At 62.6% G+C, this 25,583-nt stretch carries 23 protein-coding genes and 1 pseudogene; 10 read left to right on the top strand and 14 right to left on the bottom strand.

Annotation, left to right across the window (positions count from 1 at the left end):
* Positions 1 to 157: 157 nt before the first annotated feature.
* The 3 genes from OIU19_RS16020 to OIU19_RS16010 all read right to left on the bottom strand — a co-directional run bounded on the left by OIU19_RS16020 (position 158) and on the right by OIU19_RS16010 (position 5,090).
* Positions 158 to 1,408: a ribonucleotide-diphosphate reductase subunit beta gene (locus tag OIU19_RS16020; protein WP_186554621.1), complete on the bottom strand. Its 1,251-nt coding sequence runs from the start codon at positions 1,406 to 1,408 to the stop codon at positions 158 to 160.
* Between the two features lie 498 nt (positions 1,409 to 1,906).
* The gene (locus OIU19_RS16015) at positions 1,907 to 2,038 is read right to left on the bottom strand and encodes a hypothetical protein (RefSeq protein WP_264235820.1); all 132 of its coding nucleotides are present in this window, start codon (positions 2,036 to 2,038) and stop codon (positions 1,907 to 1,909) included.
* A gap of 172 nt (positions 2,039 to 2,210) precedes the next feature.
* Positions 2,211 to 5,090 carry a ribonucleoside-diphosphate reductase subunit alpha gene (locus OIU19_RS16010; protein ID WP_264235819.1) on the bottom strand — a complete coding sequence of 960 codons (2,880 nt, stop codon included), beginning with the start codon at positions 5,088 to 5,090 and terminating at the stop codon, positions 2,211 to 2,213.
* Between the two features lie 816 nt (positions 5,091 to 5,906).
* On the opposite strand from OIU19_RS16010, the gene OIU19_RS16005 reads away from it, so the two are divergent.
* Both OIU19_RS16005 and OIU19_RS16000 read left to right on the top strand, forming a co-directional pair.
* Positions 5,907 to 6,611, top strand: a complete 705-nt coding sequence (locus tag OIU19_RS16005; protein WP_264235818.1) for a response regulator transcription factor — start codon at positions 5,907 to 5,909, stop codon at positions 6,609 to 6,611.
* Positions 6,608 to 8,215, top strand: coding sequence for an ATP-binding protein (locus OIU19_RS16000; RefSeq protein WP_264235832.1), 1,608 nt, complete (start codon positions 6,608 to 6,610; stop codon positions 8,213 to 8,215). Before OIU19_RS16005 ends, OIU19_RS16000 begins: the two co-directional genes overlap by 4 nt.
* Before the next feature lie 3 nt (positions 8,216 to 8,218).
* On the opposite strand, the gene OIU19_RS15995 is transcribed toward OIU19_RS16000, so the two are convergent.
* Together OIU19_RS15995 and OIU19_RS15990 are read right to left on the bottom strand one after the other, a co-directional pair.
* The gene (locus OIU19_RS15995; protein WP_264235817.1) at positions 8,219 to 8,920 is read right to left on the bottom strand and encodes a 4'-phosphopantetheinyl transferase; all 702 of its coding nucleotides are present in this window, start codon (positions 8,918 to 8,920) and stop codon (positions 8,219 to 8,221) included.
* A 125-nt stretch (positions 8,921 to 9,045) separates the two neighbouring features.
* The gene (locus OIU19_RS15990; protein WP_264235816.1) at positions 9,046 to 9,837 is read right to left on the bottom strand and encodes a dienelactone hydrolase family protein; all 792 of its coding nucleotides are present in this window, start codon (positions 9,835 to 9,837) and stop codon (positions 9,046 to 9,048) included.
* A gap of 144 nt (positions 9,838 to 9,981) precedes the next feature.
* On the opposite strand from OIU19_RS15990, the gene OIU19_RS15985 reads away from it, so the two are divergent.
* The 4 genes from OIU19_RS15985 to OIU19_RS15970 all read left to right on the top strand — a co-directional run bounded on the left by OIU19_RS15985 (position 9,982) and on the right by OIU19_RS15970 (position 14,491).
* Positions 9,982 to 10,587, top strand: coding sequence for an outer membrane protein (locus tag OIU19_RS15985; protein WP_264235815.1), 606 nt, complete (start codon positions 9,982 to 9,984; stop codon positions 10,585 to 10,587).
* Positions 10,588 to 10,757: 170 nt separating this feature from the next.
* Positions 10,758 to 11,435, top strand: coding sequence for a response regulator (locus tag OIU19_RS15980; protein WP_186554627.1), 678 nt, complete (start codon positions 10,758 to 10,760; stop codon positions 11,433 to 11,435).
* On the top strand, positions 11,432 to 12,778 hold the full coding sequence (locus OIU19_RS15975) for an ATP-binding protein (RefSeq protein ID WP_264235814.1): 1,347 nt from the start codon (positions 11,432 to 11,434) through the stop codon (positions 12,776 to 12,778). Before OIU19_RS15980 ends, OIU19_RS15975 begins: the two co-directional genes overlap by 4 nt.
* A 390-nt stretch (positions 12,779 to 13,168) precedes the next feature.
* Complete coding sequence (locus OIU19_RS15970) at positions 13,169 to 14,491, top strand: dicarboxylate/amino acid:cation symporter (protein WP_186554629.1); 1,323 nt, start codon at positions 13,169 to 13,171, stop codon at positions 14,489 to 14,491.
* Positions 14,492 to 14,595: 104 nt separating this feature from the next.
* Here OIU19_RS15970 and OIU19_RS15965 read toward each other — a convergent pair.
* Both OIU19_RS15965 and OIU19_RS15960 read right to left on the bottom strand, forming a co-directional pair.
* Positions 14,596 to 15,093 (bottom strand): annotated as a pseudogene (locus OIU19_RS15965) (SprT family zinc-dependent metalloprotease); the annotation flags it as partial.
* 127 nt (positions 15,094 to 15,220) lie between these two features.
* The gene (locus tag OIU19_RS15960; protein WP_186554631.1) at positions 15,221 to 15,820 is read right to left on the bottom strand and encodes a Yip1 family protein; all 600 of its coding nucleotides are present in this window, start codon (positions 15,818 to 15,820) and stop codon (positions 15,221 to 15,223) included.
* 284 nt (positions 15,821 to 16,104) lie between these two features.
* On the opposite strand from OIU19_RS15960, the gene ttcA reads away from it, so the two are divergent.
* Both ttcA and OIU19_RS15950 read left to right on the top strand, forming a co-directional pair.
* On the top strand, positions 16,105 to 16,929 hold the full coding sequence (ttcA, locus tag OIU19_RS15955; RefSeq protein WP_264235813.1) for a tRNA 2-thiocytidine(32) synthetase TtcA: 825 nt from the start codon (positions 16,105 to 16,107) through the stop codon (positions 16,927 to 16,929).
* 4 nt (positions 16,930 to 16,933) lie between these two features.
* The gene (locus OIU19_RS15950) at positions 16,934 to 17,605 is read left to right on the top strand and encodes a DNA-3-methyladenine glycosylase I (protein ID WP_264235812.1); all 672 of its coding nucleotides are present in this window, start codon (positions 16,934 to 16,936) and stop codon (positions 17,603 to 17,605) included.
* 201 nt (positions 17,606 to 17,806) lie between these two features.
* Here OIU19_RS15950 and OIU19_RS15945 read toward each other — a convergent pair whose 3' ends face one another.
* From OIU19_RS15945 to arsC, 3 genes are read right to left on the bottom strand one after another with little or no spacing between them, the layout of a single operon-like run.
* Entirely contained in the window at positions 17,807 to 18,220 is a 414-nt protein-coding gene (locus tag OIU19_RS15945; protein WP_264235811.1) for a DUF2069 domain-containing protein, read from the bottom strand.
* Positions 18,213 to 18,818 carry an NAD(P)H:quinone oxidoreductase gene (wrbA, locus tag OIU19_RS15940; protein WP_264235810.1) on the bottom strand — a complete coding sequence of 202 codons (606 nt, stop codon included), beginning with the start codon at positions 18,816 to 18,818 and terminating at the stop codon, positions 18,213 to 18,215. The genes OIU19_RS15945 and wrbA overlap by 8 nt, the downstream gene beginning before the upstream one ends.
* Positions 18,815 to 19,168, bottom strand: coding sequence for an arsenate reductase (glutaredoxin) (arsC, locus tag OIU19_RS15935; RefSeq protein ID WP_186554636.1), 354 nt, complete (start codon positions 19,166 to 19,168; stop codon positions 18,815 to 18,817). Before arsC ends, wrbA begins: the two co-directional genes overlap by 4 nt.
* A gap of 87 nt (positions 19,169 to 19,255) precedes the next feature.
* Here arsC and OIU19_RS15930 point away from each other — a divergent pair, with 87 nt between their 5' ends.
* Positions 19,256 to 19,720, top strand: a complete 465-nt coding sequence (locus OIU19_RS15930; protein ID WP_186554637.1) for a TlpA disulfide reductase family protein — start codon at positions 19,256 to 19,258, stop codon at positions 19,718 to 19,720.
* A gap of 158 nt (positions 19,721 to 19,878) precedes the next feature.
* Here the strand turns inward: OIU19_RS15930 and OIU19_RS15925 are convergent, their stop codons facing one another.
* From OIU19_RS15925 to OIU19_RS15910, 4 genes are all read right to left on the bottom strand, one after another.
* Positions 19,879 to 20,283 carry an META domain-containing protein gene (locus tag OIU19_RS15925; RefSeq protein WP_264235809.1) on the bottom strand — a complete coding sequence of 135 codons (405 nt, stop codon included), beginning with the start codon at positions 20,281 to 20,283 and terminating at the stop codon, positions 19,879 to 19,881.
* Positions 20,280 to 20,717, bottom strand: a complete 438-nt coding sequence (locus OIU19_RS15920; protein WP_264235808.1) for a hypothetical protein — start codon at positions 20,715 to 20,717, stop codon at positions 20,280 to 20,282. The genes OIU19_RS15925 and OIU19_RS15920 overlap by 4 nt, the downstream gene beginning before the upstream one ends.
* A gap of 31 nt (positions 20,718 to 20,748) precedes the next feature.
* A complete protein-coding gene (locus tag OIU19_RS15915; RefSeq protein ID WP_264235807.1) occupies positions 20,749 to 21,738 on the bottom strand; it encodes a 2-hydroxyacid dehydrogenase in 990 nt (329 codons plus the stop codon).
* Between the two features lie 164 nt (positions 21,739 to 21,902).
* On the bottom strand, positions 21,903 to 24,659 hold the full coding sequence (locus OIU19_RS15910) for a response regulator (protein WP_264235806.1): 2,757 nt from the start codon (positions 24,657 to 24,659) through the stop codon (positions 21,903 to 21,905).
* 206 nt (positions 24,660 to 24,865) lie between these two features.
* Between OIU19_RS15910 and OIU19_RS15905 the strand changes: the two genes are divergently transcribed.
* Positions 24,866 to 25,582 carry a response regulator transcription factor gene (locus OIU19_RS15905; RefSeq protein ID WP_264235804.1) on the top strand — a complete coding sequence of 239 codons (717 nt, stop codon included), beginning with the start codon at positions 24,866 to 24,868 and terminating at the stop codon, positions 25,580 to 25,582.
* Position 25,583 lies beyond the last annotated feature (1 nt).

The raw sequence follows: 25,583 nt of genomic DNA, 5'->3' as shown, positions 1-25,583 counted from the left end.
GCTCCCACAGGTACGGCGCCGACCGTTCGAGCGGCGCCGTACCTGTGGGAGCGGGCTTGCCCGCGAAGGGGCGCAAAGCGGCCCCAATGCAGGCGACACAAGCCTTAAGTGAACAGCATTCTGTCCATTGGGCAACCTTTCCAGTTAAGTGGGAAGATCAGTCCCAGCTCAACGCCCCACCCGTCTGATACTCGATCACGCGCGTTTCAAAGAAGTTCTTCTCCTTCTTCAAGTCCATGATCTCGCTCATCCACGGGAACGGGTTGGTGGTCCCTGGGTATTCTTCCTTCAGACCAATCTGGGTCAGGCGACGGTTAGCGATGAACTTGAGGTAGTCCTCCATCATCGCGGCGTTCATGCCCAGTACGCCGCGTGGCATGGTGTCACGGGCGTATTCGATCTCCAGCTGGGTCCCTTGCAGGATCATCTGGGTGGCTTCTTCCTTCATCGAGGCATCCCACAGATGCGGGTTCTCGATCTTGATCTGGTTGATCACGTCGATGCCGAAGTTCAGGTGCATCGACTCGTCACGCAGGATGTACTGGAACTGCTCGGCAACGCCGGTCATCTTGTTGCGGCGACCCATCGACAGAATCTGGGTGAAGCCGCAGTAGAAGAAGATGCCTTCCAGTACGCAGTAGTAGGCGATCAGGTTGCGCAGCAGTTCTTTGTCGGTCTCCGGGGTGCCGGTGTTGAACTCCGGATCCGAGATCGCGCGGGTGTACTTCAGGCCCCAGGCAGCCTTTTTCGCCACCGATGGGATCTCGTGGTACATGTTGAAGATCTCGCCTTCATCCATGCCCAGCGACTCGATGCAGTACTGGTAGGCGTGGGTGTGGATCGCCTCTTCAAAGGCCTGGCGCAGGATGTACTGGCGGCACTCCGGGTTGGTGATCAGGCGGTACACGGCCAGCGCCAGGTTGTTGGCAACCAGCGAGTCAGCGGTGGAGAAGAAGCCCAGGTTACGCATGACGATACGGCGCTCGTCTTCGGTCAGGCCGTCCTGGCTCTTCCACAGGGCGATGTCGGCGGTCATGTTGACCTCTTGCGGCATCCAGTGGTTGGCGCAGCCGTCGAGGTACTTCTGCCAGGCCCAGTCGTACTTGAACGGTACCAGCTGGTTGAGGTCGGCGCGGCAGTTGATCATGCGCTTCTCGTCAACCGCAACGCGGGCCGAGGAGCCTTCCAGTTCAGCCAGGCCTTCGGCGATGTCCAGGTCGTTCAGGGCAGCCTTGGCGCGCTTGACCGCCTCGGAGTCAGAAGCGGTAGCGGCACGCGCTTCCAGGGCGGCGGCGCCACCGGCGCTGTCGAGCTTGTCGAGGGTAGCGGCGGCGTTGGCCTGCGCGGGGGTGCTGCCTTTGGCGGCGACTTCGCCGTCTTCTTTATCGAATTCGTCCCAGCTCAGCATGGTCCTGGCTCCTGCTAGAGGGTTGCGCGGGGCAACCGGTTGGATTTGAGGTGATGCCTGTACTACGCAAGGCCCATAAGGCAATACGGCGGGCAGTGAGAGCTCGCTCTCGTCACATTTGAAATTGTCGGGTCAGCGCTTGGCCTGTCCTCGAACGAGGGGCCAGGACGCCTGAAAACAGTGTGGCAACGACAAAACATGCGGTCTGGCCAAGCGGGGCTTGTGTCACGCAGTCGATCATTGGCTCAACCCTTTTTTGGGGGGCGAAGTATAACGGAATTCGCAGGCGATCGGAGCGACGCTGCGCCGGTCTGCGGTAATTTTTCGACCGGTACAGGGCGATTCCGTTCACGAATAACGCGTCGTTTCACGGGGAAGGAGTGTAGCTGAAAAAACGCTAGATGTGGTGTTTGGTTATTTGATTTGGCACAAAATATTGTGTTTTAAGCGATAAGAGAGGAGAGGCGGGAGGCTATGCGCCTCCCGCGATCGGGGGGGCTAGCCGCACTTCTTGCGAAGCGTTTCGACGATGTGGGTCTTAGGGTTGTTGCGCGCTTCTTCGACCGTGGTGAAGCGGCCGGTTGCAGCATTGCGGCCAATCCTGCGAGTGATGGTTTTTTTCCGAGCCATGCTTGCCTTCCTCATTGGATGTGGGGGCCGATGCCGCCTGTGCGGTGTCGACACTCTTTTTTATCCATTGACGAAGGTTGCCAGGCAGTGGGTGATGATTCCCTGTCAGGGCCAGTACAGACAAAAATGCCGCAAGCGGCGCTCCTCAGAGCGCCCCTTGCGGCATCAGGCCTTACTGGCAGGCTTCGCAGTCAGGCTCGTCGATCGCGCAGGCCTTCGGCACAGGTGCTGGACCTGCGGCCTGGACCGGGGCGCTGTCGCCACCGCTGGAAACGGCGTTGAGCTTGCCGGTGTTGATGGTCGACTTCTCGGTGCTGGTCGCGGCCAGGGCACGGAGGTAGTAGGTGGTCTTCAGACCACGGTACCAGGCCATGCGGTAGGTCACGTCCAGCTTCTTGCCCGAAGCGCCAGCGATGTACAGGTTCAGCGACTGGGCCTGGTCGATCCACTTCTGGCGACGCGAGGCGGCATCGACGATCCACTTGGTCTCGACTTCGAACGCGGTGGCGTAGAGGTCTTTGAGCTCTTGTGGGATGCGCTCGATCTGCTGGACCGAACCATCGTAGTACTTCAGGTCGTTGATCATCACCGAGTCCCACAGGCCGCGAGCCTTGAGGTCGCGAACCAGGTATGGGTTGATCACGGTGAATTCGCCCGAGAGGTTCGATTTCACGTACAGGTTCTGGTAGGTCGGTTCGATCGACTGCGAAACGCCAGTAATGTTGGCGATGGTCGCGGTTGGCGCGATGGCCATGATATTCGAGTTACGAATACCTTTTTGTACCCGAGCACGCACCGGCGCCCAGTCCAGGGTCTCGTTGAGGTCGACGTCGATGTACTTCTGGCCACGGGCCTCGATCAGGATCTGTTGCGAGTCCAGCGGCAGGATGCCTTTGGACCACAGCGAGCCCTGGAAGGTCTCGTAGGCGCCGCGCTCGTCAGCCAGGTCGCAGGACGCTTGGATCGCGTAGTAGCTGACCGCTTCCATCGACTTGTCGGCGAACTCGACGGCGGCGTCGGAGCCGTAAGGGATGTGCTGCAGATACAGTGCGTCCTGGAAGCCCATGATGCCCAGGCCGACCGGACGGTGCTTGAAGTTCGAGTTACGCGCTTGCGGCACCGAGTAGTAGTTGATGTCGATCACGTTGTCGAGCATGCGCACGGCGGTGTTGACAGTGCGCTGCAGCTTGGCGGTGTCCAGCTTGCCGTCGACGATGTGGTTCGGCAGGTTGATCGAGCCCAGGTTGCAGACCGCGATCTCGTCCTTGTTGGTGTTCAGGGTGATCTCGGTGCACAGGTTGGAGCTGTGCACGACGCCCACGTGCTGCTGCGGCGAACGCAGGTTGCACGGGTCCTTGAAGGTCAGCCATGGGTGGCCGGTCTCGAACAGCATCGAGAGCATCTTGCGCCACAGGTCTTTGGCCTGGATGGTCTTGAACACCTTGATCTTGTTGTACTCGGTCAGGGCTTCGTAGTACTCGTAGCGCTCTTCGAAGGCCTTGCCGGTCAGGTCGTGCAGATCAGGTACTTCGTTCGGCGAGAACAGGGTCCACTTGCCGTCATCGAAGACACGCTTCATGAACAGGTCAGGGATCCAGTTGGCGGTGTTCATGTCGTGGGTACGACGACGGTCATCACCGGTGTTCTTGCGCAGTTCGATGAATTCTTCGATGTCCAGGTGCCAGGTTTCCAGGTAGGCACACACAGCGCCTTTGCGCTTGCCACCCTGGTTCACGGCGACGGCGGTGTCGTTGACCACTTTCAGGAACGGCACGACGCCCTGGGATTTACCGTTGGTACCCTTGATGTAGGAGCCCAGTGCACGCACAGGGGTCCAGTCGTTGCCCAGGCCACCGGCGAATTTCGACAGCATGGCGTTGTCGTGGATCGCGTGGTAGATGCCCGACAGGTCGTCCGGCACGGTGGTCAGGTAGCAGCTCGACAGCTGTGGACGCAGGGTGCCGGCGTTGAACAGGGTCGGGGTCGAAGCCATGTAGTCGAACGACGACAACAGGTTGTAGAACTCGATCGCGCGGGCTTCTTTGTCTTTCTCTTCCAGCGCCAGGCCCATGGCCACGCGCATGAAGAACACCTGCGGCAGCTCGAAGCGCACGCCATCCTTGTGGATGAAGTAGCGGTCGTACAGGGTCTGCAGGCCCAGGTAGGTGAACTGCTGGTCACGCTCGTGGTTGATCGCCTTGCCCAGACGCTCCAGGTCGAAGTCGGCCAGGGCAGGGTTGAGCAGCTCGAACTCGATACCTTTGGCCACGTAGGCCGGCAGCGCCTTGGCGTACAGCTCAGCCATCTCGTGGTGAGTGGCGCTGTCGGCGACGCTGAGGAAGCCCAGGCCTTCGGCGCGCAGGGTGTCCATCAGCAGGCGAGCGGTGACGAACGAGTAGTTTGGCTCACGCTCGACCAGGGTACGGGCGGTCATCACCAGGGCGGTGTTGACGTCCTTGATGGCGACGCCGTCGTACAGGTTCTTCAGGGTTTCGCGCTGGATCAGCTCGCCATCGACTTCGGCCAGGCCTTCGCAGGCTTCGCTGATGATGGTGTTCAGGCGGGCCATGTCCAGCGGCGCCTTGCTGCCGTCGGCCAGGGTGATGCGGATCGATGGGTGCGGCTCGACCACGGCATCGGTGTTGGCGCGGGTAGCACGCTCTTTGGCGCGCTGGTCGCGGTAGATCACGTAGTCGCGGGCAACTTTCTGCTCGCCGGCACGCATCAGGGCCAGTTCGACCTGGTCCTGGATTTCTTCGATGTGGATGGTGCCGCCCGATGGCATGCGACGCTTGAAGGTAGCCGTGACCTGCTCGGTCAGGCGCGCAACGGTGTCGTGGATGCGCGACGAGGCGGCGGCAGTGCCGCCCTCAACTGCGAGGAACGCCTTGGTGATGGCCACGGTGATCTTGTCGTCGGTGTAGGCGACGACAGTGCCATTGCGCTTGATCACGCGCAGTTGGCCAGGTGCGGTGGCAGCCAGATCCTGGTTCGAATCTGCGCCCTGCGGCACCTGGGCCTGCGGGTTCTCGCGAGTTGTGTCGGTTTGCATCGGTGGGTGTCTCCACAGTTTCTATATGTTCAGGCGCCTTTTGAGCGCCCACCGTTCCATCCACTAGCCTGGTGGCCCCGCGGGGATGCACACGCACGTGCATCCGCCCGCTCGGGCTTACCGACTTCGGGACAGACTCAGGAATAAGGGGCAATAGCTTGCCGCTCCCTGGCCGAAGTCAAAGGTTCTGGGCCGTGGCCCAAAAACTGTTGCTGTCGGGTGTCACCAGGCGATGCCTGCAACACCCATACCCGAACAAGGCCGCTTGGACGGGCTTGCCTCGGTCGCCTCCGCAGGAGCGGTTTGGCTGCGCAAATCACACTAAGTTCAGGCCGAAAAATCGCTTGAGTTTGCGTGCCGACTTGTGTTTGTGATTTCAAGCGAAACCCAATATGTAGTGGTTCGCTGCAATGGGGATACAAGATAATGCGGTCGCGGGGGCTTTGCAAGGTGAGCGCCTGTGGATAACTTGTGCGTAGTTTGTGTGTGATTCGTGGGTATTGGCTGTAGGCCTTGTCCCATGAGGTTTTCACTTTTTTTCTACGCGCTGATGCCCCGGCATAGTTTTTTTAGGGCGCGCACCCTATCACAAAAAACGGTTCAGTCCAGGGCGTGTTGGCGCGGGGTTGGATGAGATTTGGAAGTCCGTGGTGCGCGACGTAGTATCCGTCGGTGATATTGCCTTTTGGTGAACGGCAGGGACACTGTAGTGGCTCGCGCGCAAACGTATCTCAGCGTGGGAGCGGGCTTGCCCCGCGATGAGCCCCGCCCAGGCAACACCCCCAGCAGATAACTAAAACAACACAGAGGAAGGCCATGGACCAGCCCTGCAACCGCATCCTGATTGTCGAGGACGACCAGCGCCTCGCTGAGCTCACCGCTGAATACCTGCAGGCCAACGGTTTCGAGGTGGCAGTGGAAGGCGATGGCGCGCGCGCGGTGCGGCGTATTCTCGACAGCCAGCCGGACCTGGTGATCCTCGACCTGATGCTGCCCGGCGAAGATGGCCTGAGCATCTGCCGCCGGGTGCGCGGCCAATACCCCGGGCCGATTCTCATGCTCACCGCCCGCAGCGACGAGCTCGATCAAGTCCAAGGCCTGGACCTGGGGGCCGACGACTATGTGTGCAAACCGGTGCGCCCGCGCCTGTTGCTGGCGCGTATCAATGCCCTGTTGCGCCGCAGCGAGAGTCTGGATGGCAAGCGCCAGGAGTTGCAATTCGGTGCCCTGCGGATCGACAGCAGCCTGCGCGAGGCCTGGCTCAACGAACAACCGATCGACCTGACCGGCGCCGAATTCGACTTGCTCTGGCTGCTGGCCAGCCACGCAGGGCGGGTGCTCTCGCGCGAACAGATCTTCACCTCCCTGCGCGGCGTCGGCTACGACGGCCAGGACCGCTCCATCGATGTGCGTATTTCCAAGATTCGCCCCAAGATCGGCGATGATCCGATTCATCCGCGGCTGATCAAGACCCTGCGCAGCAAGGGCTATCTATTCGTCGGCGAGGCGGCCCAGGCCTGATGAACTCGATATTCCTGCGTATCTATGGCGGCATGCTCGCCGTCCTGGTGCTGGTCGCGGTGCTTGGCGTGCTCAGCCTGCACCTGGTCAATCAGGTGCGCGCCGAACAGCACCGCGAGCGCCTGGCCCAGGGCACTTTCAGTTTGATGGCCGACAATCTGGCGCTGCAGAACGACGTCGAGCGCAAGCGTTCGCTGGTGATCTGGGAGCGGCTGCTCGGTGTGCCGTTGGACCTGCGACCGATGAGCGCATTGACCCTCGACGGCGGCCAGCGAGCGCGTCTTTACCGCGACCTGGTGGTCGTGGAGAAGACTGGCCCGCATGCGGCGCGGGTATTGCGCCGGGTCGGCCGCGAAGACGTGTTGCTCGAAGCGCAGGTCCAGCAGGTCAGCGAGCAATTGGCGCGAGCCACGCTGTACCTGGTGGCCGATGAACTGGTGCGTTATCCGATCACCGAGCAACAGCGACGCCTGGCTGAGCTGCGCCAGAGCAAGGGCTTTGGTTTTGACGTCGCCCTGCAGCGCTTGGAGCGCGTGGGTCTGGACGACGACCAGCGGCGGCGGGTGGAGGAGGGCGACACGGTGATGGCGCTGGGCAAGGATGGCGACTCGATTCGCGTGTTTGCTGGCCTGCCTGGCTCGCCCTGGGTGCTGGAAATCGGCCCGCTGTATCAGCTCAACCTCTATCCACCGCAGTTGTTGATCCTTATCGCCTTCCTCGGCCTGTGCCTGATCGGCTTGGTCGTGTACCTGCTGGTGCGCCAGTTGGAACGGCGGGTTTCGGGCCTGGAGAATGCCGCCACGCGCATTGCCCAGGGCAGTCTGGATACCCGCGTGCCAGCGGGCGATGCGGACTCGGTCGGGCGTCTGGCGGCAGCGTTCAACGGCATGGCTGAGCACCTGCAGCGTTCGCTGAGCATGCAGCGGGAGCTGGTGCGTGCCGTTTCGCATGAGCTGCGCACACCGGTGGCGCGCCTGCGTTTTGGCCTGGAGATGATCGAAACCGCCAACACTGAACAAGCCCGGGCCAAGCATCTGGCGGGCATGGACAGCGACATTCAAGACCTCGACAAGCTGGTCGACGAGATGTTGACCTATGCCCGCCTGGAACAGGGCGCACCGGCGCTGAAATTCCAGGCCGTCGACCTCGACGCCTTGCTCGACCGGGTCATCGCCGAGTTGGCGCCGCTGCGCGCCGAGGTACGCGTCAGCCGTGGCGTATGCCAGGGGCTGGAAGGGGCGGGCGCCTGGGTCGAGGCGGAACCGCGTTATCTGCACCGCGCCTTGCAGAACCTGGTCGGCAACGCCATGCGCCATGCCGAGTCCGAGGTGCGCCTGAGCTATCAGATTGGCCAGCAGCGTTGCCGGATCGATGTCGAAGACGACGGCCCAGGCATTCCCGAAGGCTTCTGGGACCGCATTTTTACCCCCTTCACCCGCCTGGACGACAGCCGCACGCGTGCCTCGGGCGGCCACGGCCTGGGGCTGTCGATCGTGCGACGAATCATTTACTGGCACGGCGGGCGGGCCATGGTCGGGCGTAGCGAAGGCTTGGGCGGTGCGTGTTTCAGCCTCAGTTGGCCACGGGTACAGGCGCCGTCCTGAGGGCTAGACGCTGATCAAGCTCAACAGGTGGCCATCCTTGATGCAGAACTGCCCATCGATCTCGATCCCCTGCTGCCAGGCTGGAGACAGGTCAGTGAGCAGACGGAGCCGGGCCAAGCCGCCGACAGACCATTCGAGCACTTCGGCGTGTTCGAAGTAGAAGCGTTGTTTTGTCAGTGGGTAGAGGGTCTTGAACAGGCTCTCTTTGAGCGAGAAGGTCAACGTCACAGTCAGGCCAAACTGGCTGCGGTCCAGACGTTCGAGCTCGGCAGGCGTCAGGATCTCCTGGGCCAGGCGCTCGGCACGCTCATCGTCCAGCAGGCTTTCCTGATCCAGACCCAGGCCCTTGCAGCGACCATCGGCGGCCACCACCGCAGCGGCCCAACCCTTGCCGTGGGTGATCGAGCCATGAATGCCGGTTGGCCAGATCGGAGAGCGGTCTTCATGGCTGCCGGGTACATAGTCGCGACCGTCCAGTTGCTGCAACGCGGCCCGCGCGCAGACGCGGCCGGCCAGGTATTCGGCCTGGCGCTTGGCCACCGAACGCTGCAAGCTGGCGCTGTGTTCGATGCCTGCGCGCTGAAAGTCATCGGCGGCAAGCTTGGCGGGGTCGAAGGCACAGCTGACCAGCTGCGCACCGGGGACCGGATGGGGCAGGGGCCAGTGGTGCTGGAGTGGGGCGCAGCAGGCGGGAAGTCTGTTCATGGCCGATATTGTGCCAGCCGATGAGTCATGTGTCAGGGGCCGCTATGCGGCCCTTGGCAGGCTCAAGATGAACCGTGTAGAAGCTGGCTTGCCTGCGAAGCGCCGCCAAGCGGCCCCGGCGATAGTCAATCAAACGCAGTCTTGAAGAACGCTTGCATATCCGCCCAAGAGCTCTCGTCCGCCGCCTTGTCATAACCGATGTCCGGCCCGCCATGCCCACCATGGCTCAAGCGGTCAGCATCCGGATTGGTAAAGCCATGCTTGGCCCCAGGAATGCCGACGAACTTCATATCAGCCCCAGCCGCTGCCATCTCTTGTTTGAACGCCGCGACCTGCTCTGGTGTGATCATGCTGTCAGCGTCACCGTGCTCCACCAGAATCTTCGCCCTGATCACCCCAGGCCTGGCGGGCTCCTGCGTCACCAGCGCGCCATGGAAGCTCACTACGCCATCAAGCTTTACCCCGCGGCGGGCGGCATCGAGCACCACTTTGCCGCCGAAGCAGTAACCCACCGCGCCCAGTTGATGCTTATTAATGTTGGGCTGGATCTTCAAGAGCTCAAGACCTGCATCGAAGCGTGCGGCAGCTGCCTTGGGATCCTTCAGGGCGGCGGCCATGAACGCCTTGGCGTCAGCCGGGTGTTCGGTGTTCTTGCCATCGCCGTACATATCGATCGCCAACGCGTTGTAACCGAGCGCAGCAAGGTCGCGGGCACGGCGCTTGGCGTAGTCGTTCAGCCCCCACCATTCATGCACCACGACGATGCCGGGGCGCTTGCCCTCGATGGCGTCATCGTAGGCGTAGTAACCCACCAGACGGTTGCCGTCGGCGTCCTGGTAAGCGATCTCGCGGGTTTGCACGGCCGCTTGGGTAACGGCGGCGCTGCACATCAGGGTCAGGGCAAGCAGAAAACGCATGGTCGTAGCTCCTTGGACATGGCGTTTCGACAATCGGTGCGACTCGTTCAGCGAAGGTTCAGCCTGGGTTCAGCAGCGGTTCAGGGCGTCTTGCTTACTCTAGCTTCCAGACCGAAACAGCGCATCCAACTGGAGTACGAAGCTATGAAAACACTCAATACCCTGATCGCCGCCATGGCCGTTTGCGCCGCAGGCTTCACCGTCAGCGCCCAAGCCGACGACACCTTCGCCAGCCTCACCTACGGCCAGACCAGCGATAAGATCCGCAAGTCCGGCCTGCTCGATCGCAACACCGACCATCTCAACGCCGATGGCATCATCAGCAAGGACGGCACCTGGGGCGTGCGCGTAGGTAAGATCAACGACCAAGGTCGCTACTACCTGACCTACGACAATGTGTCCAACGACCATAGCGGCCTCAAGCTGCGTCAAGAAAACCTGCTCGGCAGCTACGACGTGTTCCTGCCCGTGACTGACACCACCAAGCTGTTCGGTGGCGGTAGCCTGGGCATGACCAAGCTGTCCCAGGAGTCCTCCGGCTACGGTCGCGATACCGACTATGGCTACGCTGTCGGCCTGCAGGCCGGTGTGATCCAGGACATCACCGACAACGCCTCGGTCGAGCTGGGCTACCGTTACCTGCGCAGCAACGCCAGCACCGAGCTGGTCGAACACGGCGGTCCAAAGGTCGGCACCCTGCGCCTTACCAGCAGCGCCCAGACCTACCTGTCGGCCAACTACAAGTTCTGAGGTGATGGCTAAGCCGGACCGGCCCGCTGAAGGGGCCGGTTCGCTGTTATGCTTTTCGTCAGTTCCGGCTTCATCGCGGGGCAAGCCCGCTCAGGTATCGACGCACACAGTTGCGCTAGGAGCGGGCTCGTCCCGCGATGAGGCCAGCAAATATAAGGAAGGAGAGCGGCATGAAACTGCTGGTGGTCGAGGACGAGGCGCTGCTGCGTCACCACCTGTTCACGCGCCTGAGCGAAACGGGTCATGTGGTCCAGGCGGTCGCCAATGCCGAGGAAGCCCTGTATCAAGTCGAGGAGTACCACTTCGACCTGGCAGTGGTCGACCTGGGCTTGCCTGGCATGAGCGGGTTGGACCTGATCCGCCAGTTGCGCAACCAGGGCAAGAGCTTCCCGATCCTCATCCTTACCGCGCGCGGCAACTGGCAGGACAAAGTCGAGGGCCTGGCCGCCGGGGCCGACGACTATGTGGTCAAACCCTTCCAGTTCGAAGAGCTGGAGGCCCGCCTCAATGCCCTGCTGCGCCGCTCCAGTGGTTTCACCCAGTCGACCATCGCTGCCGGACCGCTGGTGCTCGACCTCAACCGCAAGCAGGCGACCCTGGACGAGCAGCCGCTGGCGCTGACCGCCTACGAATACCGCATCCTGGAATACCTCATGCGTCATCACCAGCAGGTGGTCGCCAAGGATCGCTTGATGGAGCAGCTCTATCCCGATGACGAGGAGCGTGATCCGAATGTCATCGAAGTGCTGGTCGGCCGTCTGCGCCGTAAGCTCGAAGGTGAGCATGGCTTCAAGCCGATCGACACCGTGCGCGGCCTGGGTTACCTGTTCACCGAGCGCTGCCGATGATTCGCTCGCTGCGCGTGCGCCTGATGCTGGCGGCGGCGTTGCTTGCCTTGCTGTTCATGTTGGCGCTGCTGCCGGCCCTGCAAAAAGCCTTCAGCATGGCGTTGCAGGAGTCGATCGAGCAGCGCCTGGCTTCCGACGTCACCACGCTGATTTCCGCAGCGCGCATCGAGCATGGCCAATTGCAGATGCCCGAGCTGCTGCCGGATGAGCGCTACAACCTGCCTTATACCGGCCTGATGGGCTACATCTTCGATCGCCAGGGCAATCAGGTCTGGCGCTCGCGGGCCACCACCGACCGCAATATCAACTATCACCCCCGCTACGACGGGCGCGGCAACGAGTTCGCGCGCATTCGCCAGGACGACGGTGAGGAGTTCTTCGTCTATGACGTCGAGGTCAAGCTGCTCGGCGGCAAGAACGCCGCCTACAGTATCGTCGCCCTGCAGCCGGTGCGTGAGTACCAAGACACCATCAACGGCCTGCGGGAGAAGCTCTACCTGGGCTTTGGCGCAGCCTTGCTGGCGTTAATGGTGCTGCTCTGGGCCGGCCTGACCTGGGGGCTGCGCTCGTTGCGCAGGCTCAGCCTTGAGCTCGACGAAGTGGAAACCGGCGCCCGCGACGGCCTGAGTCGCGAGCACCCACGTGAGCTGCTGCGCCTGACGGGCTCGCTCAACCGCTTGCTGCACAGCGAGCGCGAGCAGCGCCAGCGCTACCGCGATTCGCTCGATGACCTGGCGCACAGCCTGAAAACGCCGCTGGCAGTGCTGCAAGGGGTAGGCGAAAGCATGGGCCAAGGCAGCGGCGAGCGTGAGCAGGCGCGGGTGCTGCAGAGCCAGATCGAGCGCATGAGCCAGCAGATCGACTATCAATTGCAGCGCGCCAGCTTGCGCAAGAGCGGCCTGGTGCGCCACCGGGTGCAGCTCAAGCCGCTGCTCGACAGCCTGTGCAGCACATTGGCCAAGGTCTATCGCGACAAGCGCGTGGCCGTCGACGTGGATGTTCCAGAGCACGCCCAGGTGCCGATGGAGCAGGGCGCTTTGCTCGAGTTGCTGGGCAACCTGTTGGAGAACGCCTATCGGCTATGCCTGGGGCAGGTGCGGGTGAGCCTGCAGGAAACGCCCGGGCACCTGGTGTTGTGCGTCGAGGATGATGGGCCAGGGGTGCCGGCGGATCAGCGCGAGCGGATTCTGCAGCGCGGTGAGCGGCTGGATCGCCAGCATCCGGGGCAGGGCATCGGCCTGGCGGTGGTCAAGGACATCATCGACAGCTATGACGCGCACCTGAGCCTGGATGATTCGCCACTGGGCGGGGCGGCGTTCCGGATCATCTTCAACCTCGATTGAGTGCTTCGTCAGTACCGACCTCATCGCGGGGCAAGCCCGCGCCTACAAGGTCACCGCTAATCCTGTAGGAGCGGGCTCGTCCCGCAGTGAGGCCAGCAGGGCACACTCCGGGCGGATTCCCGCCATCGACCCTGTTCAATTCCCGCCAGCGGGCGGAAATCCGCCAGCGATTCCCCCACCATTGCCCCCTCATTGGGCAAGCAAACCCTTCAAATCCGGCTCCTGCACCCAATCCGGGCATTTTGGCATCGCCCTTGCTATTGACTTGGCAGAGACCTGCCCAGGCGGCTCGAACACAACGACAAATCCCTCCAGGTGCAGGAGGGTTAGCGATTCAGGTGCCCCCGCCCTGGGAAGGGTGGAAACCGGCACACTTGAGGAAAATTAGCCATGACGACACGTCAGCCGCTGTACAAATCCCTGTATATCCAGGTGTTGGTTGCCATCACCATCGGTATTCTGCTCGGTCACTACTACCCTGAAACCGGCGTCGCGCTCAAACCCCTGGGTGACGGGTTCGTCAAACTGATCAAAATGGTCATCGCCCCGATCATCTTCTGCACCGTGGTCAGCGGCATCGCTGGTATGCAGAGCATGAAATCGGTCGGCAAGACCGGCGGCTACGCGCTCCTGTACTTCGAAATCGTTTCCACCATCGCCCTGATCATCGGCCTGGTCGTGGTCAACGTGGTCAAGCCTGGCGCTGGCATGCACATTGACGTCAGCACCCTGAACGCCAGCAGCGTGGCCGCCTATGCCGCCGCAGGCGCGCAGCAGACCACCGTCGGCTTCCTGCTCAACATCATCCCTAACACTGTGGTCGGTGCCTTCGCCAACGGCGACATCCTGCAAGTGCTGATGTTCTCGGTGATCTTCGGCTTCGCCCTGCACCGCCTGGGTAGCTACGGCAAGCCGGTGCTGGACCTGATCGACCGCTTCGCCCATGTCATGTTCAACATCATCAACATGATCATGAAGCTGGCCCCGATCGGTGCCTTCGGTGCCATGGCCTTCACCATCGGCCAGTACGGCGTCGGTTCGCTGGTGCAGCTGGGCTACCTGATGGCCTGCTTCTACGTCACCTGCCTGGCGTTCATCCTGATCGTGCTCGGCGGTATCTGCCGCGCCCACGGCTTCAGCGTGCTCAAGCTGATCCGCTACATCCGTGAAGAGCTGATGATCGTGCTGGGTACCTCTTCTTCGGAGTCGGCCCTGCCGCGCATGCTGGCCAAGATGGAGCGTCTGGGTGCGAAGAAATCCGTGGTTGGCCTGGTCATCCCGACTGGCTACTCGTTCAACCTCGACGGTACCTCGATCTACCTGACCATGGCTGCGGTGTTCATCGCCCAGGCCACTGACACCACCATGGACATCACCCACCAGATCACCCTGCTGCTGGTGCTGCTGGTCGCGTCCAAAGGTGCTGCAGGCGTTACCGGTTCGGGCTTCATCGTCCTGGCTGCGACCCTGTCGGCTGTCGGCCATCTGCCGGTTGCCGGCCTGGCGCTGATCCTCGGCATCGACCGCTTCATGTCCGAGGCGCGTGCTCTGACCAACCTGATTGGTAACGGCGTGGCTACCATCGTCGTGGCCAAGTGGGTCAAGGAGCTGGACGAAGACAAACTGCAAGCCGAACTGGCTTCCGGTGGTTCGCCGCTGGAAGACACCCGTCCGACTGACGACCTGGGCGTGGCTGAAGGCCCAGCTCGCTGATTCAGGCGTAAGCAAAAAGGCGACCTTCGGGTCGCCTTTTTTGTCGCTGGGAATTGTGATGCAGCGTCGGCCTTATCGCGGGGCAAGCCCGCGATAACGGTGGTCTATTCGACGCGCGTCTGGCCGCTGTACACCAGGATCTGCCGGCAGCGCCGACACAGATAACGCCGCCCCTGGCGCACCAGCTTGTGTCGCTGCGCACTGAACGGGAAATCACTCTGCGGGCAAGGGCACTGGTAGATGTAGCGTGTTGCCGTGCGCCGCTTCACTTCATAGTTATGGCAGCGATTGGGCGGCAGCTCATACACCCCACGCATGATCAGCTGCCACTCCTCGCCATGCGGCTGGATGCTGTCGCCAAACAGCTGATGCGCCACCAGGTGGGCCACTTCATGGGCCACGGTCTGGCGCAGGAAGTCTTCCTGGTTGTCGCGGTACAGCTGCAGGTTGAAGCGCAGCAGGTTCTCATGCAGGTGGGCAACTCCGGCCTTCTGGCCGCGCAGCTTGAAGCTGACCTGCGGGCGGGCAAAGGGGCGCTTGAAGAAGGCTTCGGCTTGCTGGTAGCAGGTTTCGACGCGGGATTCGAGCAACTCGGGCATGGCGGTGAATAGTCTCCTGAGCCGGGCATTATGCCGTAACCACCTTTGGCCTGCCGAGCCACCGGTCAGCAGGCAGCCAAAGGCCGCCTTGCGGCGGCCCGTGACTTGATGCCCCAGTGTTGGTTTGGATCTAGTTGGTATACACAGGCCCCACGCCCAAGCCCCAGATGATCACGGTAGCGGCCATGATAGCCACCAACACCACCAGGCCCACTGCCAGCACCGAGCTGGAGAACAGGAAGCCTTCATCCGATGGGATGTTCATGAACGTCGGCAAGCCCACATACAACAGGTAAACCGTGTAGCAAATGGCCGCTGTGCCGACCAGCATGCCTAGCCATAGGTGTGGGTAGAGCGCCGCCAGGCCGCCGATGAACAGCGGGGTGGCGGTATAGGTGGCAAAGGCGATGCATTGGGCCATGGACGGCGTGGCATCGTAGGTGCGCGCCATCCAGTGAATGAAGGCGCCCATCACCGCCACCCCGGCGAGCATGGCCAGGTAGGACATCACGCTCATCCACAGCGCGCTTTCCATGGTCAGCATCACTGCCGGTCGATTACCGATTACCCAGCCCACCTGGGTAGTGCCGATAAATGCCGAGACCGCGGGGATCGCCGCCAGTATCAGCGTGTGGGTCAGGTACATGTGGCTGATGGTTTCGTCCTCGCCACGAATCTCCTTCCACTCCTGATCGGGATGGGTAAACAGCCCCAGAACGTGATGGATCATGCGGGTCACTCCTATCGTCGTTGCCAAACGCCCCCCAAGTGGAGCGCTTGCGGCCCGAGGCCAGGCACCGATGCATGCGGTAATGTGGCCTTATGTCGCAGTATAGGAAGCAGATCCCCGCTTAATACCTGCTTTTTAGAGCAAATTGCGCTGTCAATCGGCTTGCTGATTCCCTTGCAGTCTTTGATCGGAATACGGCCGTTAATTGTGCCCAGGCCCTACGCCCAGGTGCGGTTTGTGCGTAAAATAGCCGGCTTTTGTCACACCTCGCGGATTCAAGCGCTATGGGCACCCTCTCGGTCAACCAGAACAAACTGCAAAAACGCCTGCGTCGTCTCGCTGGCGAAGCCATCACCGACTACAACATGATCGAGGATGGCGACAAGGTCATGGTCTGCCTGTCCGGCGGCAAGGACAGCTACACCATGCTCGATGTTCTGCTGCACCTGCAGAAGGTGGCGCCGATCAAGTTCGAGATCGTCGCGGTGAACATGGACCAGAAGCAACCAGGCTTCCCCGAGCATGTGCTGCCGGCCTACCTCAAGGAACTGGGGGTCGAGTACCACATCGTCGAGAAGGACACCTACTCGGTGGTCAAGGAGCTGGTGCCCGAGGGCAAGACGACCTGCTCGCTGTGCTCGCGCCTGCGCCGTGGCACCCTGTACACCTTCGCCGACGAGATCGGCGCGACCAAGATGGCCCTCGGTCATCACCGCGATGACATCGTCGAGACCTTCTTCCTCAACATGTTCTTCAACGGCGCGCTCAAGGGCATGCCGCCCAAGCTGCGTGCCGATGACGGCCGTAACGTGGTGATCCGCCCGCTGGCCTACTGCCATGAGAAGGACATCCAGGCCTACTCGGACATGAAGCAATTCCCGATCATCCCGTGCAACCTCTGCGGCTCGCAGGAAAACCTGCAGCGCCAGGTGGTCAAGGAGATGCTGGTGGAGTGGGAACGCAAGCACCCGGGGCGTACCGAGAGCATCTTCCGCGCCATGCAGAACGTTGCCCCGTCGCAGTTGGCCGACCGCAACCTGTTCGATTTCAACAGCCTGAAGATCGACGAAAACGCCGCGCCGCGCTTCCTCGACGTGCTGAACATCTGAGCCCATGCGCGATTATCAGTGGCTGCATGAGTACTGCCTGAACCGCTTCGGCTCGGCCAAAGCCCTCGAGGCCTTCCTGCCGCAGCCGAAAACCCCGGCGCAGTTACGCGATATCGGCGATGACCGCTACCTGTCGACCCTGTCGCTGCGGGTGTTTCGCGCTGGTCTCAAGCACAGCTTGGTGGACGCCAAGTGGCCGGCCTTCGAGCAGGTGTTCTTCGGTTTCGATCCTGAGAAAGTGGTACTCATGGGCGCCGAGCATCTGGAGCGGCTGATGCAGGATGAGCGAATCATCCGCCACCTGGGTAAGCTCAAGAGCGTGCCGCGCAATGCCCAGATGATTCTGGATATCGAGCAGCAAAAGGGCAGTTTCGGTGCGTTCATTGCCGACTGGCCGGTGACCGATATCGTGGGCTTGTGGAAGTACCTGGCCAAGCATGGCAACCAGCTCGGCGGGTTGTCGGCGCCGCGTTTTTTGCGCATGGTCGGCAAAGACACCTTCATCCCAACCGATGACATGGCGGCGGCGTTGATTGCCCAGGGCATCATCGACAAGGCGCCGACCAGCCAGCGCGATCGGGCATTGGTGCAGGAGGTGTTCAATCAGTGGCATGCCGAGAGTGGCCGGCCGCTGTGTCAGCTCTCGGTGATGCTGGCGCACACAGTCAACCACTGATTCGGCCCCTCGGCGGTGGCCCCTTGTCGGAAGGGGCGTGGGAGCGGACTGCGTGGCAGCGAACTGGTTGGAGCGAACTGCGTGGTAGCGGGCTTGCCCCGCGATAGCGATGTCGGCCTCAGTTTCGCTATCGCGGGGCAAGCCCGCTCCCACCTAGCCCCCACCTAGCCCAGGTAGCCCACGCAGTCCACGTAGCTTGTTCTAGTTTCCTTCGCCGGCCAGCCGCCGTTCATGCTGAAACTTCCAGCGCACGAACAGCAGCCCGCTGACAAACAGCCCCAGGCTCACCAGCACCTCGATCCAGCCAAACACCGCGCGCGCCGGATCGAACGCCGCCAACACGCCCTTGATGAAGTAGATGTTCACCACAAAGCAGGTCCAGGCATGCGCCCGGGCGCTGCCCATGAGCATCCCCGGCAGCAACAGCAGCAGCGGGATCAGCTCGATCGCCAGGATGACCTCGACCCGCGCCCCGTGCAGGTTAGCGAACCACAAGTTATTGATCACCAGCAGGGCGATCAGGCCGAAGAAACAGCCCAGGCTCATGGCCCGCGTCAAGCGCAGGCGCGGGCTCAACCACTCCAGCGGCGGCAGCACCTTGGGCTTCCTAGCCACGTTCACCACCCAAAGCCTTGGCAGTGCTCGCCAGGCGTTGGCCGAGCGCGCGGCACAGGGCGATCTCATGGCTGTCCAGCTCGCGCTTGCCATCTGCCCCGGCATGATGGCTCGCCCCGTACGGGGTGCCGCCACCACGGGTCTCGAGCAGCGCCGACTCGCTGTAGGGCAGGCCCATGACCAGCATGCCGTGGTGCATCAGCGGCAGCATCATCGACAGCAGGGTGGTCTCCTGGCCGCCGTGCAGGCTGGCGGTGGAGGTGAACACCGCCGCCGGCTTGCCGACCAGCTCACCGCCCAGCCACAGGCTGCTGGTGCCATCGAGGAAGTACTTGAGCGGCGCGGCCATGTTGCCGAAGCGGGTCGGGCTGCCCAGGACCAGCCCGGCGCAGTGGCGCAGGTCGTCGAGGGTGGCGTACAACGCCCCGCTGGCGGGGATATCCGCGGCCACTGCCTCGCATTCGGTGGAGATCGCCGGCACGGTGCGCAGGCGCGCTTCCAGGCCGGCCATCTCGACGCCGCGGGCAATGTGCCGGGCCATCTCGCTGGTCGAGCCATGGCGGCTGTAATACAGCACCAAGATGAATGGATCGCTCACGGCAGGATCTCCAGCACCTTCTCGGGTGGGCGGCCGATGACCGCCTGGTCGCCGACCACCAGAATCGGCCGCTCGATCAGTTTCGGGTGTTGGGCCATGGCTTCGATCAACTGTTGGTCGCTGAGCGCCGGGTTGGCCAGCTCCAGGGTCTTGTATTCGTCTTCACCGGTGCGCAGCAGCTGGCGCGGGGCGATGCCCAGCTTGCCCAGCAATGCCTTGAGGGTCGCCGCATCGGGCGGGGTTTCCAGGTAACGCACGATGGTCGGGCTGAGGCCGCGCGCTTCGAGCAGCTCCAAGGCGCCGCGGGATTTCGAGCAGCGCGGGTTATGATAGAGAGTCAGATCAGTCATGACGGGTCGCATCCAGCAGGGTGTGGCGGCTATTCTAACCGCAGCGACTGAATTACAGGTTTAGAAAACTTCGAGAAGGATTGACCCATGGCAAAGCGTTTGGCAGCTGCACTGGCCATCACTGCGAGCCTGTTGCTCGGCGGTTGCGGTGCGGACTACGGCGTGGACCAGCACGGCAATACGGTAAAGGCTGAACAGATCGAGGGGCACTGGCTGGTGCTCAATTACTGGGCCGAATGGTGCGGGCCGTGCCGCACTGAAATCCCTGAGTTGAACGCGGCGGCCAAGCAGTGGGACAGCCAGGGTATCAAGGTGGTCGGGGTGAACTTCGATGGCCTGCAAGGGCAGGACCTCAAGCAAGCTGCCGAGACCCTCGGGATTGGCTTCACGGTACTGGCCCAGGATCCGGCAGAGCGTTATGAGCTGCCGCGCAGCGAGGCGTTGCCGGTGACCTACATCATCGATGACAAAGGCAAGGTCCGTGAGCAACTGATGGGCGAGCAGACCCTGGAAGGGCTGCAGGAGAAGATCAAGGCCCTCAAAGGCGCCTAACGATGTTGACTTGATAGCTGGGGCTGCTTTACAGCCCCTCGCGGGCAAGCCCGCTCCCACAGGGACCGAGCTTGTACCCGGTACACACTCTGTGGGAGCGGACTTGGCGGGGCGCTGAACCGCCGCGAAGGGCCGCAGAGCGACCCCAACAGAGGTGATCAGCCTTCTTCAGGCCAGAATCGCAACGGCTTGCCTTGCGCCGGCCAGAACCGAATCTGTTCGATCGCCGAAACATCCCAACGCTGCACGGTCTCCAGCGCCTCGAGGAAACGCTTCTCCTGCTCCATCAACGCCGGCGCGCACAGCTTGCGAGTCTTGCCGACTTTGCCGAAGCGGATCCGCTGACCCTCAAGCGTATACGGCGCAAACCAATGGTTGCAGCCACCATTGCCATAGGCGCGGCCGTCTTCGGCCAAGGTCAGGGTGAGGTGGCTGTAATCGATCAGCGGGCGTTCGCCAATCCACTCAAGCACATAGCTCTGCTCTTGTTGCAACTTCGACGGCTGCGCAGCGCAGCCCAGCAGGCCGGTGGCAATCAGCACGCCGGTCAGCATGTTTTTCACTGAGCGCTCTCCTGGCAGTGTGGGCACAGGTGCTTGTCACCCTTGCTGGTCCAGCCCAATTCAGCGACGCGGGCAGTGGCGGCCGGCTTGTGCGCCTTGTTGCCCAGCTTGCCGTCGACGGCGAACTCGAAGTCGAGCACGGCTTGGCAGCTGTCGCACTTGACCTGCCAGTTGAGGATCTCCAGCTCTTTGAACGCCGGGCCGCTGGCCACCGCGACCCACTGGCCGCGCGGGTTGATCAGGTGGCGTACGCTTTCCACGGTCAGGCGCATGGACAAATCCTTGCTGCCTTTGAGGGTGACCAGCAGGACGTCGTCCTTCTGGATCGAACCGCCATTGCCGGTCACCTGATAGCGACCCGGCACCAGCGCGCGGCATTCGATCAGGGTGTGTTGCGGGTTGAATAGGGTGTAGCGGAAATCGTGCTCGACCATGGGTCCTCCAGAAATGCCGCGTATCCTAGCATCAACCCTCGACCAGATTCTGCGGATTGCCTGCCACCCAGCGGATGATATTTTCCAGGGTGGTCGCAGCGATCGCATCCAGCGCCTCATGGGTCAGAAACGCCTGGTGGGCGGTAATGATCACGTTGGGGAAGGTCAGCAACCGGGCCAGCACATCATCTTGCAGGGGCAAGTCGGAGCGGTCCTCGAAGAACAACTGGGCTTCTTCTTCATACACGTCCAAGCCCAGGTAGCCGAGTTGGCCGCTCTTGAGCGCATCGATCAGGGCTGGGGTGTCGACCAGCGCTCCGCGACCGGTATTGATCAACATCGCACCCGGTTGCAGCGCTGCCAGGCTGTGGGCGTTGATCAGGTGGCGGGTGTGCTCGGTCAGCGGGCAGTGCAGGCTGACGATCCGCGACTGGCGTAGCAATTCAGGCAGTTCCAGGTAGCGTGCGCCCAAGGCCAGCATGTCGGGGTTGGGATAGGGGTCGTAGGCCAGCAACTGACAGCCAAAGCCGGCCATGATGCGGGCGAAGGCCACCCCGATCTGGCCGGTGCCGACCACCCCGACGGTTTTGCCATGCAGGTCGAAGCCGGTCAGCCCGTGCAGGGTGAAGTCGCCTTCGCGGGTGCGGTTGTAGGCGCGATGCAGGCGGCGGTTGAGAGCCATGATCAGCGCCACCGCGTGCTCGGCCACCGCATGCGGCGAGTAGGCCGGCACCCGCACCACGGCCAGCCCCAGGCGCTTGGCGGCGGCCAGGTCGACGTGGTTGTAGCCCGCCGAGCGCAGGGCGATCAGGCGCGTGCCAGCGGCGGCCAGGCGCTCCAGCACCGGCTGGTCCAGTTCGTCGTTGATGAAGGCGCAGACCACCTCGAAGCCACTGGCCAGGGCGGCGGTGTCCAGGGTCAGGCGGGCCGACTGGAAGTGCAGTTCCAGGTTGTTGTCGGTGCTGGCCCGGGTGAAGCTTTCCTGGTCGTAGTGTTGGCTGCTGAACAACAGAGTGCGCATGGCGGATTCCTTGGCAATGAGGCGAGGTGAGTTTAGCCCGATTGGCTTGGCGGACTTTGATCGGTGCCATGGGAGGCTCAGTCAGTGCCGGCCTATTCGCGGGCAAGCCCGCTCCCACGGGGTCCGAGGTGTCGAGAAGCCCGTGGGAGCATCAGTAAACGCACTCAAGCACTCTGCTGCGCCTGTTCGGCCAACCGGCTGATCGCCTGATCCAGCTCATCCAGCGCCTGCAAGGCCTGGGGATTATCCTGCTTGAGCAGGGTCTCGCTACGCTGGCACGCCGCCCGCAACTGCGGCACTCCACAGTAGCGCGAGGCGCCATTCAAGCGGTGTACCCGCTCGATCATCGCCTCACGATCGCCCGCTTCACGTGCGCTGCGAATCGCCTGGCGATCAGCCTCCAGCGACTCCAGCAGCATGCTCAACATGTCCGCTGCCAAGTCCGGTTTGCCGGCGGCCAGGCGCAAGCCTTCCTCCGGGTCGAGCACCTTCAGTTCGATGCTGTCAGGCAGGCGCTCGGTGATGCGTTCCTGTTGCGGGGTGCCCAGGTTCAGCCCGGTCCATTTCATCACCACCTGGCCCAGTTGCCGTTCACTGATCGGCTTGGTCAGGTAATCGTCCATGCCGCTGTGCAGCAGGGCGCGTTTTTCATTGGCCATGGCATGCGCGGTGAGCGCGACGATCGGCAACGGATTGCCGCTCTGGCTGTTTTCCCACAGGCGGATCTGCTCGGTGCAGGCGCGCCCGTCCATACCGGGCATCTGCACATCCATCAGCACCAGGTCGAACGGCTCATCCTGCACGGCTTGCACCGCCGCAAAGCCATTGTCGACCGCCAGCACCTCGGCGCCGAGGTCTTCGAGCAGGGTCTGCACCAGCAGCAGGTTGGCCGGGTTGTCGTCGACGCAGAGGATCTTCGGCACCCGCTGGCTGCCGGCAACCCTGACTTCGCTGGTTTGCCGTCGTGGCTGAATCAGCTCGACCAGCAGCCGGCGCAGCTTGCGCGTACAGGTCGGCTTGGACAGCAGCTGACCATGGGCGTTGGGCAGGTAAGGGTGGTACAGCGCCTGTTCGGTGGTCGGGCACAGCACCACGCACTGGCAATCCAGGCGCTCCAGTTGTTGGTGGTACTGGGCGAGTTGTTCCGGCGACAGGTTGCCCAGGTTGGCCCCGAGCACGGCGAACTCGAATGGCTGGCCTGCCAGGTGCGCCGCCTGAACGCCTTGCAGCAGCTGATCGAAGGAGGCGAACAGGCTCACGCTCAAGCCGCAATCTTCCAGTTGGTGCTCAAGGGCCTGGCGCGCCAGTTCGTGGCCGTCGACGATCGCCGCGCGTCGCCCGAGCAAGGGTTGCAGCGGCAAATCCTCGGCATCGTCGTGGGCCTTGGGCAGGTTCAGGCTGATCCAGAACTGCGAGCCTTCCCCCGGCGTGCTGTCGACGCCGATCTCGCCGCCCATTTGCTCGATCAAGCGCTTGGAGATCACCAGCCCCAGGCCGGTGCCGCCGGGCTGGCGCGACAGCGAGTTATCGGCCTGGCTGAAAGCCTGGAAGAGGGTGCGCACATCTTGTGGCGACAGGCCGATACCGGTGTCTTGCACGCTGATGCGCAGTTGCACGCTGTCTTCTTGCTCGTCCTCGAGCATGGCGCGCACGACGATGGTGCCCTCACGGGTGAACTTGATAGCGTTGCTGACCAGGTTGGTGAGGATCTGCTTGAGTCGCAGCGGGTCGCCGACCAACGACAATGGCGTGTCGCGATAGACCAGGCTGAGCAACTCCAGCTGCTTGGCGTGGGCCGCTGGGGCGAGGATGGTCAGGGTGTCCTGGATCAGGTCGCGCAGGTTGAACGGGATGCTGTCGAGCACCAGCTTGCCGGCCTCGATCTTGGAGAAGTCGAGGATCTCGTTGATGATCCCCAGCAGGTTGTCGGCCGATTTCTCGATCGTGCTCAGGTAGTCGAGCTGGCGCGGCGCCAACTCGCTCTTTTGCAGCAGGTGGGTAAAGCCGAGGATGCCATTGAGCGGGGTGCGGATCTCATGGCTCATGTTGGCGAGGAACTCGGACTTGATCCGGCTGGCCTCCAGGGCCTCCTTGCGCGCCATGTCCAGTTCGATGTTCTGGATCTCGATGGTCTCAAGGTTCTGGCGCACATCTTCGGTGGCCTGGTCGATGCTGTGCTGCAGCTCTTCGTGGGCGTTGTGCAGGGTTTCGGCCATGCGGTTGATGCCGGCGGCCAATTCGTCCAGCTCGTGGCTACCCATGGCCGGCAGCCGCGCTTCGAGGTTGCCGTCCTTGAGTTGGGTGACCGCTTGCTTGATGCGGCTGATCGGGTCGTTGATCGTGCGGCTCATGCGCAGGGCGAGCAGGGCCGTCAGGATCAGGCAGCCCAGGATCAACAGTACGCTGGTGAACAGATTGCGATAGCCGCGCAGCAGGGTGCCGTCGTGGGACAGCTCGATCTCGACCCAGCCAAGCAGCCGCTCGGCCTCGGCGGGGATGGCATCGGTAGCCAGGTCGCGATGATGACCGAACACCGGCATCAGGTAGCGCGTGGCATCGTTGCCGCTGCGTTGCAGCAGTTGGGTACCAGTGCCGCCGCTGGGCGGCTGATTGAGCATGCTCGGGCCGGCGTGGGCCAGGCGCGAGCGGTCGGGCGCGAGGAACGCCACGGCGCGCACGTCGGCCTGCTCCAGCGCCTGGGCCGCGATGCGTTCGAGCTGCGGCGCGGTGTGCTGGGCCATCGCCGGTGCGGCCAGCGGCGCCAGCTGTTCGGCGATCATCTTGCCGCGCTGCAGCAGTTGGCTGCGCAGCTCGTTCTGCTGCAACCAGGTGAAATAGCTGCCCAGCACCAGTGCCATCAGGCTGGCTGGCAACAAGGCCAGCAACAGCACCCGGCTTCTGATTCCCAAACGATCGAGCACACTCGCCTCCTGTGATGTGCCTTGCGGCCGTCGCCGAGCGGGACGGAATAATCTCGGAACGTTACTCCGGGTCTGGCGCTAATGCACTCATTGCAGACGATTTTTGTCGCCTGGGCTGGCCTCATCACCTCACCGGTCGCAATTGGGTTGCCTGGCCCGGCCACATGGCCAATAATCGCGCAACTGAGAATAAATGTCAGAAGCCAATGAATCCTGTAGCTATTCACAATTCGAGCATTCTCGCCATCGAGGACGATCCGGTCCTTGGCGCCTACCTGCATGAGGAATTGCAGCGTGGCGGCTTCCAGGTGACCTGGTGCCGCAATGGCCAGGAAGGCTTGGAAACGGCAGGCCGTCAGGTGTTCGATGTGGTGCTCATGGACATCCTGCTGCCTGGCCTCAATGGCCTGGACGCGCTCGCCCAACTGCGCAGGCGCAGCACTACGCCGGTGATCCTGATGTCGGCGCTCGGTGCCGAAGCCGATCGCATCACCGGTTTCCAGCGTGGTGCCGACGACTACCTGCCCAAGCCGTTCAGCATGGCCGAATTGCAGGTACGCATCGAGGCGATCCTGCGCCGGGTCGATCTTGAGCGCCGGCGCAAAGTCCAGCCGCAGGTCGAGCCGGGCCAGTTGCAGTACGACGAGGCCGCCAGCGATGTCTGCCTGAACGGTCAATGGGCTGGGCTCACCCCCAGCGAATACCGCCTGCTCGATACCCTCAAGCGCAGCCAGGAGGAGGTGCTCAGCAAGCCCTTCCTTTATCAGCAGGTGCTCCAGCGCGGCTACTCGCGTCACGATCGCAGCCTGGACATGCATGTCAGCCAGATCCGCCGCAAGCTCAAGAGCGTGGGGTATCACGATCAGCAGATTCGCACCGTTTGGGGCAAGGGCTACGTGCTCAGTGCCGCTGAGGCCGATTGAT

This window comes from Pseudomonas sp. BT-42-2 (assembly GCF_025847435.2).
GTDB classification, from domain to species: domain Bacteria; phylum Pseudomonadota; class Gammaproteobacteria; order Pseudomonadales; family Pseudomonadaceae; genus Aquipseudomonas; species Aquipseudomonas urmiensis.
This window is presented reverse-complemented; position numbering and strand designations above follow the sequence as displayed.